Source organism: Lyngbya aestuarii BL J, assembly GCF_000478195.2.
GTDB lineage: Bacteria > Cyanobacteriota > Cyanobacteriia > Cyanobacteriales > Microcoleaceae > Capilliphycus > Capilliphycus aestuarii.
Map to the genome: position 1 here is coordinate 1 of NZ_AUZM01000123.1, position 10,679 is coordinate 10,679.

At 42.7% G+C, this 10,679-nt stretch carries 9 protein-coding genes and 1 pseudogene; 6 read left to right on the forward strand and 4 right to left on the reverse strand.

Going from position 1 to position 10,679, the window contains the following annotated elements; translation table 11 throughout:
* From rplB to rplC, 4 genes and pseudogenes are all read right to left on the reverse strand, one after another.
* Positions 1-313 (reverse strand): annotated as a pseudogene (gene rplB, locus M595_RS26220) (50S ribosomal protein L2); the annotation flags it as partial.
* Between the two features lie 54 nt (positions 314-367).
* Entirely contained in the window at positions 368-676 is a 309-nt protein-coding gene (locus M595_RS26225) for a 50S ribosomal protein L23 (protein ID WP_023067401.1), read from the reverse strand.
* Complete coding sequence (gene rplD, locus M595_RS26230; RefSeq protein ID WP_023069618.1) at positions 669-1,301, reverse strand: 50S ribosomal protein L4; 633 nt, start codon at positions 1,299-1,301, stop codon at positions 669-671. Before rplD ends, M595_RS26225 begins: the two co-directional genes overlap by 8 nt.
* A gap of 13 nt (positions 1,302-1,314) precedes the next feature.
* Positions 1,315-2,004, reverse strand: coding sequence for a 50S ribosomal protein L3 (rplC, locus tag M595_RS26235; protein ID WP_040484713.1), 690 nt, complete (start codon positions 2,002-2,004; stop codon positions 1,315-1,317).
* A gap of 924 nt (positions 2,005-2,928) precedes the next feature.
* On the opposite strand from rplC, the gene M595_RS26240 reads away from it, so the two are divergent.
* From M595_RS26240 to M595_RS32800, 6 genes are all read left to right on the forward strand, one after another.
* Positions 2,929-3,405 (forward strand): NAD(P)H-quinone oxidoreductase subunit N, encoded by a 477-nt coding sequence (locus tag M595_RS26240; protein ID WP_023069620.1) that lies wholly within the window; start codon positions 2,929-2,931, stop codon positions 3,403-3,405.
* 302 nt (positions 3,406-3,707) lie between these two features.
* Positions 3,708-4,913: a circadian clock protein LdpA gene (gene ldpA, locus M595_RS26245; RefSeq protein WP_040484714.1), complete on the forward strand. Its 1,206-nt coding sequence runs from the start codon at positions 3,708-3,710 to the stop codon at positions 4,911-4,913.
* 96 nt (positions 4,914-5,009) lie between these two features.
* The gene (locus tag M595_RS26250; protein WP_040484715.1) at positions 5,010-6,758 is read left to right on the forward strand and encodes a R3H domain-containing nucleic acid-binding protein; all 1,749 of its coding nucleotides are present in this window, start codon (positions 5,010-5,012) and stop codon (positions 6,756-6,758) included.
* Positions 6,759-6,918: 160 nt separating this feature from the next.
* The gene (locus M595_RS26255) at positions 6,919-8,475 is read left to right on the forward strand and encodes a CheR family methyltransferase (protein ID WP_023069621.1); all 1,557 of its coding nucleotides are present in this window, start codon (positions 6,919-6,921) and stop codon (positions 8,473-8,475) included.
* A gap of 25 nt (positions 8,476-8,500) precedes the next feature.
* A complete protein-coding gene (locus tag M595_RS26260; RefSeq protein ID WP_023069617.1) occupies positions 8,501-9,562 on the forward strand; it encodes a chemotaxis protein CheW in 1,062 nt (353 codons plus the stop codon).
* Positions 9,563-9,597: 35 nt separating this feature from the next.
* Positions 9,598-10,679: methyl-accepting chemotaxis protein (locus tag M595_RS32800; RefSeq protein ID WP_023069614.1), on the forward strand; the 1,082-nt coding region annotated here is incomplete at its 3' end.

Genomic DNA, 10,679 nt, shown 5'->3' on the forward strand with positions numbered 1-10,679 from the left:
AAATATATCGCTTTTCGCCATCGATATAATGCAGTAAGGCGATGCGGGCGTTACGGTTGGGGTCGTATTCGATCTCTGCAACTTTTGCCGGGATATTATGTTTATCGCGACGAAAATCAATGATACGGTAGAGTTTTTTATGTCCTCCACCCCGATGACGACAGGTGATTACACCTCGGTTGTTACGTCCCTTATGACGATGTTTGGTCGTGACGAGGGAAGGTTCTGGGGTTGAGCGTGTAACTTCAGCAAAGTCTGAAACTGAATGTTGTCGAGTGCTTGGGGTATAGGGTCGATATGAACGAATTCCCATGATTTTCCCTCTTTTTTATATCTGCAAAAAACAATCCTAAATTGTGAATTTCCCTTACACTTCTGGGAATAGGATTTTTCTTAGGGGTTCTCCATCCTCTAGAGTAACAATGGCTCGTTTATAGCGAGATTTGAATCCGATAAATTTGCCCACTCTACGCCGTTTTCGGGGCGGATTATGAGTATTGACACTCATCACTTTGACGGAGAACAAGAGTTCGACCGCTTCTTTAATGACGGGTTTACTCGCCCGAGGATCGACATCAAAGGTGAACTGGTTTAGCTCCATTAATACGGTTGCTTTTTCCGTCACAATCGGTCGTTTGATCACATCAGCGAGATCGCGGGTTTGATATTCAGTCACCGTAAACCTCCTGGATTTTCTCAAGGGCTGCGGCTGTGGTCACAATATTGTCGGCGTGGAGAATGTCATAGACGTTGAGACTATCGGCTAGACAAATTCTCATCCGAGCAATGTTGCGTCCCGACAGATAAACGTTTTCTTGTTTTTCAGGAAGGACTAATAAGACTTTGGACTCGGGTTCTATTCCCCACCGACTCATCGCCGCAACTAAGTCTTGGGTTTTTGGACGAGGAAGTTGCTCTAGAAATTCTTCGACCACCACAATGTCTTCTATTCGGCTTTGTAAAGCGGTTCGCAGGGCTAGACGTCTTTCTTTGCGGTTCATTTTCTGGGAAAAGTCCCGAGGTTTTGGCCCGAAAATGACCCCGCCTCCCCGCCACAAGGGAGAACGAATTGATCCGGCTCTGGCTCGACCTGTGCCTTTTTGTCTCCAGGGTTTGCGTCCTCCCCCTCTGACTTCGGCTCGGGTTTTACTACTTGCACTTCCCTGACGAGCATTGTTCATCTGTCGCACTAAGGCCCGATGAACGATGTGGGCTGCATTTTCTTCTTTGGCAACTTTGAGTTCTAAGTTGGCTTGTCCAACTTGTTCGCCTTCCCAGTTGCGTACAACACAATCAGCCATATTTCTCTCCTCTCTATTTACGCCCAACTAAGTTGGCTGGGGTGATATTGAGTAAACCACCGGGTTTTCCGGGAACTGCTCCTTTGATTAGCAGTAGGTTCCGTTCGGGGTCAATCCGCACCACAATCAATTTGCTGGTGGTGATTTTTTTCCCGCCATAACGTCCCGCCATCTTTTTACCCGGATAAACGCGACCGGGTGTGGTTCCAGGCCCAATTGAACCCGGTTGACGGTGGTTTTTAGAACCGTGAGCCATTGGCCCTCGTCTGAAATTGTGTCGTTTTTGAAAACCTGAAAACCCCCGACCCATGCTAATTCCGCTCACATCGACGAGCTGGCCTGGTTCAAATAAGTCGGCTTTGAATTCCTGACCCAGTTCATAGCTACTGATGTCTTCGATGCGGTACTCTCGCAGATGACGAACGAGCCGTCCTCCGGATTTAGCTAGGTGTCCCTGTTCGGCATTGCTGAGGTATTTATTGACCTCTTTGCCTGGGGACTTGGCGGTATTGAGTTTACGGGTTTTGTTTTTGACTTCTCCGTAACCCAGTTGGATGGCGGTGTAGCCATCGGTGGATTCGGTTTTAATTTGGGTCACAATGCACGGCCCGGCTTCGATGACGGTGACGGGAATCGCGATTCCACTTTCGGCGTCAAAGACTTGGGTCATGCCGAGTTTTGTGCCGAGGATACCTACAGACACTTCAACTAGCCTCTCTACTCTATGTACGAACTCAGTTAACTGATTCTCCCGTCAGTTGGGGTCGGCTTGAGGGGAGCATATAACGGTCTCCGACCAGACTCCCTGCGTGCGTGAGATTTGTGAATTTCAACTCTCATCAGTGCTTTCACTCTGTCAAGATTGATCGTCTCGTGCAGGAATTTTTGTAAATCGTTTGCCGTAGGAACGCTCCAGTTGCTCATCCAAGCCACTATCCGTCCAACGGCTATAATGGATTCTGGCAATAATAGGCTTCGCAAATGGGAATTTCTAGAAATCTTGTTGGTGAAGATCTCTGGATTGACCCGATACAGTATTCAGACACACGAAAATCTTTTCCTACTCAACTTGTAGGAGAAAGACTCGGCTACCTGACACGGCTTTAAGCTCTCAACTGGTTTAAGCGGCTCTAAAGATTGAGGGATTTCCTCAATACCGATATCGTTGGTCGCAAGGACTTGAACGGCAAGCCAGTCAGTATCCTTTCCGTATCCTTTTCAGGATGGAGGAGAAAGTTAAACCCAATAGCGGACGGAGTAGCTGCAATTAGCTTTTACTGGGGTATAACCTCTCTAACTGTGGGTTCAATCATACTTTGATTGACGCTTCTGGTTCTCAGTCAGCTTGCAACTCCTGAGAGAATGGTCGAGCTGATTTATGCAAGTTTTCACTTCACAAGTTTTCACTGTATCTGTGCTGCCTGCTTGTTTTGAACCCTACAGTTATTCGGACTTTTGGCGACAATTTCTAATTGTATTTTAAAGATGGAGGTCTGTCAAGCCTTAGTCTGAATTTTTTGGGTCGGTTTTTTTAATCTGAGAATGGGGCGGAACCTGACCCCTATAATATCTATTGAATTGAGTACAGAAATGAGCAACCTTTACACGCGAGGTATCAAGTAATCCTATGGCATTAATCACAACGGGTGGTAAATTTATTCGGGATTTAGAAACTCAAGGTGCATTAGCACTCTATATTCCCCTGGAGGGAGGGATGGAGGGCCGTTACCGCCGTCGCTTACGGGCCGCAGGTTACACGACTTACACCTTGTCAGTCCGAGGCTTAGGAGATTTATCAGCCTATTTGACGGGAGTTCATGGGGTACGTCCGCCTCATTTGGGAAAAAAAAGTAGTGGTAATGATGCTGCGGTGGGTAATGTTTATTATGTTCCTCCGATTCTTAATTATCAGTTAGAACAAATCCCGGCGAAATCAAAAGGATTGGTTTTATGGATGATCGAAGGCCATATTTTATCGAGTCAAGAAGTTGAATTTCTGACTCAATTACCGAGTCTTGAACCCCGAGTTAAAATTGCTATTGAGATGGGAGGCGAGCGCTATTTTCGTTATCAACCTCTCAAAGAGACTTTAGTTGCAGCGTAGAGACAGGGAATAGACAGAAGGTAGGCACTGAGGTAAGAGGCAAAGTCTCCCCACCTCCCTACCTTCTCAGAAGTTAGAAGTTAGAAGTTAGAAGTTTTTTTCTCTCACCCCATCATCTGATCGCCTCAACTCCCTATAACTAGCCGTAGCGTTCAAAACGTGTAATTAATGCTACCCGTAGTGTCCGGGGGACAAGCATAATCAAAAGAAGAAAAATTTGATCAATACCCTAAGTCATTTGACTTTTGTTTTCTCTTGAGGTGAATGAGTAATTTGAGCGGGATTGTGTCACCATATTAACTGTGACAATGAACAGTTCCCCTCTCCAATCCTTGCAATATGGCAACTGGTTCAAACTGATTTGCGGAGCCAGTTACCAACATTTGCCTGCGGTTCGCAATCTTACTTTTGCCTATACCCTCGCAGGTGCCGACTGTATTGATATTGCAGCCGATCCTGCGGTGATTGCTGTGGCTCGTGAAGCGATGGTAACAGCCTCACATTGGGTTGAGTCTGCGACAGTACGAGGATTTCCTGCGGTCTCTCAACCGTTGCTGATGGTCAGCTTCAATGACGGAGAAGATCCTCATTTCCGCAAGGCAGAATTTGACTCAACGGCTTGTCCGTCAGACTGTTGGCGACCCTGCGAAACCGTATGTCCAGCAGATGCGATCACCTTTAACGATCCCGTTAACCCGTCTAGTGGCGGTGTTCGAGATCCGCTGTGCTATGGCTGCGGTCGCTGTATTCCAGTTTGTCCGAGTCAGATCATCTCAACTCGCTCAATCGTTTCTACTCCAGAAAACATTGCACCCTTAGTGCTCTCAGCAGGAGTAGACGCGATCGAGATTCATACACAAGTCGGGAGAGTCTCTGATTTTAAACGACTTTGGTACAGTGTGCAACCCTGGATCAATCGACTTAAATTAGTTGCGATTAGTTGTCCCGATGGTGGCGACCTGATTGATTATTTACGGACACTGTATGAAATCATCTCTCCGTTACCTTGTCCGCTGATCTGGCAAACCGACGGCAGACCCATGAGTGGGGATATCGGAGCGGGAACAACCACAGCCTGTCTCAAACTGGGTCAAAAAGTGTTGGCGGCAAATTTGCCAGGATATGTGCAACTGGCAGGTGGAACCAACCATTCTACCGTCGCCAAGCTTAAATCTATGGGTTTACTCGCATCTAGCCGACCCCAAAATCCATCTAAACTTGCTCGTCCGGGTGTCGCACGGGTAAACCTGCTCAAATCCAGAACGGTTGCGGGTGTAGCCTATGGGAGCTATGCCCGGGTATTGTTGTCACCTCTTTTAGAAAAACTAGAATCAAAATATACCCCTGAACCTGGGTCAAGCCCAAACAACGACGTAGGGTTAGCGACAACAGCTCAACCCTCAGCGCTCACCCGACTGGAAACCAATCCAGAGCTGCTTTGGCAGACTGTGAGCCTTGCCCATTCCCTCGTTGCCCAACTTAAGGGATTTCAGTCGGCAAGGGGTTAAGCGTTGGCACAGAAGACATTCCTCGCCGACTACTCCCGTTTAACGCCCTATCATTTGCCCCTGATCACACGGAAAGAAAACGTCACTGTTGGAAGTATGCAGATTACAGACGACCTTAATAGATTGCTCAATATTGTTCCCGAGGAAATTCGACGGAATGTGGAGTTACACCCTCAACGTAATAGTCTCATTGAGATTGTTTTGGATTTGGGTCGTTGTCCCGAAGCTCGTTTTCCATTAGGAGCGGAGTATATCTCCCAAACGGCAGTTTCTTGGGAAGACCTAGACCATTGTATTTCTCAAATTGGAGAATTTAGCGGTGATAACCGTGCAGGTATCGAACGAACTTTACACCGGATTAGTGCCATTCGCAACCGTACAGGCAAAGTGATCGGCTTAACCTGTCGGGTCGGCCGAGCCGTATTTGGTAAAGTGGGCATGATCCGAGATTTAGTCGAAACGGGTCAATCGATTTTAATGCTCGGTCGTCCTGGGGTGGGTAAAACCACAGCATTACGAGAAATTGCTCGTGTGCTTGCCGATGAATTATCCAAACGGGTCGTCATTATCGATACGTCGAATGAAATCGCCGGAGATGGTGATATTCCTCATCCGGCAATTGGTCGCGCTCGTCGAATGCAGGTGGCTCGTCCGGAACTGCAACATCAGGTCATGATCGAGGCGGTGGAAAACCATATGCCGGAAGTGATTGTGATCGATGAAATCGGTACGGAATTGGAGGCAATAGCGGCTCGAACGATTGCTGAACGCGGGGTGCAACTAATTGGTACGGCTCACGGAAATCGGATTGAAAATTTGATGAAAAATCCGACGTTAGCTGATTTAATTGGGGGCATTCAAGCAGTGACGTTAGGGGATGACGAAGCACGGCGGCGAGGCTCACAAAAAACGGTGTTGGAACGTAAAGCCCCTCCGACGTTTGAGATTGCCATTGAGATGCTCGAACGCGATCGCTGGGTGGTACATGAAAGTGTCGCGAGTACCATTGATAGCTTGTTGCGGGGAATGCAGCCCACATTACAAGTGCGAACGATGGATGAAGCGGGGGAAGTCTCAACGGTGGAGGAACGCTATAATAGCCCCTCGGCTGCTCCGCCAACCCGCACCTTGAGTCCGCAGGTGATGAAAAGTGTGGAGGTTTCAGCCCCGGGATTAACGGGGTTACGGGGTTCGGGGAAAATGATCCCGATTCAGCCTGAAAAATCAACGCCAGAAAATAAATATTTTGAACAACTGCTTGATGCTTCTTTTACTACGGGTTTAAGAGGGATTGTTGGGGGTAATGCTGAACATCCGGCAGTTGGCCCGAATGGGGAAGATTTGCCTCTGCACATTTATCCTTACGGGATTGCTCGTCACCAATTGGATCAAGTGATTCGTAGCTTACAGTTACCTGTGGCGCTCACTAAGGATATTGATAGTGCTGATGTGGTGTTGGCGTTGCGATCGCATATTCGCAATCAGTCTAAACTCCGACACATGGCAAAAACTCGTCAAGTTCCGATTCATACGGTGAAGTCGGGAAGTGCGCCTCAAGTGGCTCGGGCGTTGCGACGGTTACTGAATATGGAAGATCCCAATGCGCCGGAAGTTCCTGATTTGGCGATATTTGCGCGGAGTGGGTCTGAAGATGAGATCGAAGCCCTCGAAGAAGCTCGCTTGGCGGTTGAGCAAATTGTGATTCCCAAAGGACAACCTGTGGAATTGCTACCGCGATCGCCGCAAGTTCGGAAAATGCAGCATGAGTTAGTGGAACATTATCGCTTGAAATCTAACAGTTTTGGCGAAGAACCTAACCGTCGTTTGCGAATTTATCCTGCTTAATTTGGGGCTTGAAGCTAGGGCTTGAGAGAATTGACAACACCTGAGCATTAACAATTTTATCAATTAGCAGGGGAGATTACGATCTTTCCTGCTTTCTTTTCGAGTTTGTGGTTAAACTGATATTAAGCTGGCTGATCACCCCTGAAAATTATTGTTTTGAATGGATGAAGTCTTAATTCAACGTTTTGCTCAATTGGTTTCCACTCAGATCGGTTTACAAATTAGACTGCAAGATTATCCGATCTTATCTCAAAAAATTGTCACGCGAGCTAGAGAGTTGAAATGTTCTCATCCTCAAGATTATTACAATCTCTTAACGGGTGAGACTTCTGTGAGTCAGAATGAATGGCGTCAGCTTATTCCTTTGATTACCACACCTGAAAGTTATTTTTTTCGTGATCGCGGACAGTTTAAGCTATTACAGACTGTAATTTTTCCCCAGTTAATTGCTCGTCAAAAAGAGAGTAAACAGTTACAGATATGGAGTGCAGGATGTTCGACGGGAGAGGAACCTTATTCTTTGTCATTATTGCTCCAACAATTGATTCCCAATTGGGAAGAATGGAAAATTCTGATTTTGGGAACTGATATTAATGAATTGTCTTTAGACAAAGCGAGACAAGGGATTTATAGTGCTTGGTCATTTCGTCAGGTAGACTCAGAAATTATTTCAAAGTCTTTTATTCCTTGGGGAGGCGGATGGAAAATTAATCCAAAAACGCGAAAATCAGTGAAGTTTATGAATTTCAATTTGGTTCAGGGTGAACCGACTGATGATTCTAACTTTAAAAATATTGACTTGATTGTCTGTCGAAATGTATTTGTTTATTTTGAAAAACATCATATTTCTCAAGCGATTAATAAATTTTATCAAGTTCTCAAACCTGAAGGGTATCTAATCACGGCTCATTCGGAGCTTCAAGGTGTAGAAAATAATCCATTTAAAGCAACAATATTTCCAGAGTCTGTTATTTATCAACGTCCTAAAGAGACAGAAAACATATCTCAAAATTTCCTCCCAAATTCCAAGTTAGATCGTTCAACTTTATGTAGGGTTCTCTCGCCTGAAAATCAAAAAAATGGTTCTGACTTAAAACAAAAAACTTATCTTAAAAAGAAGAATATTAATCAGACAACTTTACAATCTCAAGTTAATTTAAAATCAAAAATCGTAAATTCAGCAATCACTACGGGTCTCAATTATCCTCAGCTTACCCTAGAAATAGAAGAAGCTCATCGACTATTTCGACACAAAAAATATAAAGAAGCGATTCAGAAAATAAATTTATTTATAGACAAAAATACAGCTAATTTTGACGCTTATTATCTATTAGGTAAAATCTATGCAAATTTAGGTCAATATCAAGAAGCAATCTCTTATTGTCAAAAAGCGATGACTGTAGATTCACTTTCTGTTTTACCCTGCTATCTTTTACTGAATATTGCAGAAGAAATCAATAATAGAGAAGAAGCCAAAAAACTCGCTAAACGAATTATTTACTTGTCAGGAATTTCCCCCTCTTCTATTTCTGCTTATGTTAAACTTGCATTTTTATATGAACAAGAAGACAATCAAAAAAAAGCCAAACAAAACTATACTATAGCCTTAGAACTTTTACAAAACTTACCTCCTCAAGCTCAAGTCGAGTATACAGAAGATTTGACTGTTGCTGAATTAAAGATATCTTTAATAAGCATTATTAACAATATTAATTAAATGATTGATTTAACCCAAAATAAAAATGGAAAAAACACCCTATCTTATTTTTAAACTGAATCAAACAACCTATGGAATAAATGCTTTAGCAGTCCAGGAAATCTTCTTACTTCCTGAGATCAAACCTATTCCTGATACCCCGGATGAAATTGTTGGTGTGATTAACTTACGAGGTCAAATTTTAGTAATTTTAGACTTAAGTTATCGCTGGGGTTATCCGACTTCTAACTATCGGTTGACAGATAGTATTATTGTGATTGAGTGGAATCAGTTTAGAGTCGGCTTATTAGTCCATCAAGTCGATGAACTTTTGATGATTTCAGGCGCAGAAATATCGACAGAATTATCGAATTTTTATTCAGAAAAAAAATCACAGAAAAATCATATTTTTCCTTGGATTATGGGAATTGCAAAACTTGCTGATGATTTTGTGATGCTGATCGAACTTGAACGATTAATTTCTGAAACAAAAGTAATACAAAAATCTGAAATTATTTCTGAAAAAAATTCAGATCAAACCCAATTAAATAGAAATAAAAAAAATTTAGTATTTTGTCCCAATGCGACTCCAGAAGAACGACAAGTTTTCCAAGAACGTGCTAAAAATTTATTACAAGAGACTCAAACCCAAGACTTTCAAGGATTAATACCCTTAGCAGTTGCAGGATTAAATCAAGAATATTTTGGTATTCTTTTAAGTATTGTTAACGAATTTATCGAAATCCATAATATTACTCCAATTCCTTGCACTCCTCAACATATTGTTGGTAATATTAATTTGCGAGGTGAGATTGTAACTTTGATAGATATTCGCAGTTTTTTGAATTTATCTACGACTTCAAAACAAAATTCATCCAAAGCAATAATAGTCCAAGCTGAAAATATAATTTCGGGTTTGATTGTTGATGAAGTCTTTGATATTGTTTATCTAAATTCTGCCACAATTCATTTAAATCCTACCGCACTTCGTTCGGGTCAAAATGAATATCTTCAGGGAACAGCACCCTACAAACAAAAAGTCATGAGCATCTTAGACTTAAAGAAAATTTTAACTCAAGAAGAACTCGTTGTGTATGAGGAAGTCTAAAATAAATATAGGCTAAATACAGGAGAATATTATCAATGTTTGGAAATTTAAACCTTAAAGGACGTTTATTATTAGGTTATACCTTACCTTTTTTGCTGTTTGTCGCCTTAAGCGGACTGGTATACACAAATATTAGAAAAGTCTTTAATACATTTCAAAATACTGAACGGGTACAACTCGTATTACTTAATGTTCATACGATGGAAAAGAATGCTATTGGCATTGTTCAAAGCTTCCGTGGATATCTTGCTCTACGAAATCCATTATTTTTAGAAGAATATGAAGATTACTTAGAACAGTTTAATAGCATGGCGAATACCGTCGAAGAATTAACAGTTTATGCGGAACAAAAAGAGCGTATATCGCAACTGCGAGAGCTAGTGAATAATTATGATCGCGTCAGTCGTCTTGCTATTGAACTTGCTCAACAGGGAAAATATGAGGAAGCTATTACTCTCGTTAACAATCAAAATGCGACTCAATATGTGCAGCAAATTGATCAACTTATTCAAGATATTATGGATCAAGAAGAAAAACTGTTAAATCAAAGCACAGAAATAACTTTAAACAGTCTAAGTTGGCTGAATTACGCATTACTTTTTGGCACATTATTAGTAATCTTTCTCGCTATTGCTATTGCAACTTTAATTGCAACTAATATTAGTCAAATAATTCAACAAGCAACCCAAGTAATGGCGAGTTCATCAACAGAAATTGCAGCAGCTCTCGAAGAACAAGAACGAACCGCCAACCAACAAGCAGCCGCAGTCAATGAAACCACCACCACAATGAACGAACTCAGTACATCTTCTAAATCGACTGCTGAACAAGCCGAATCTTCGGTGATGGATGCTAAACAAGCTTTAAACCTCACGGAAAATGGCAGTCAAGCTGTTGAAAAAACCCTAGAAGGCATGGCAAATTTGCGAGAAAAAGTCGATGCAATTGCTCAACAAATTATTCGTTTAAGTGAACAAACTAATCAGATTGGGACAATTTCTAAATTAGTCAGTGATTTAGCCAATCAAACCAATATGTTAGCATTAAATGCGGCAGTTGAAGCCGTTAGAGCAGGTGAACATGGGAAAGGATTTGCAGTGGTTGCGGCTGAAATTCG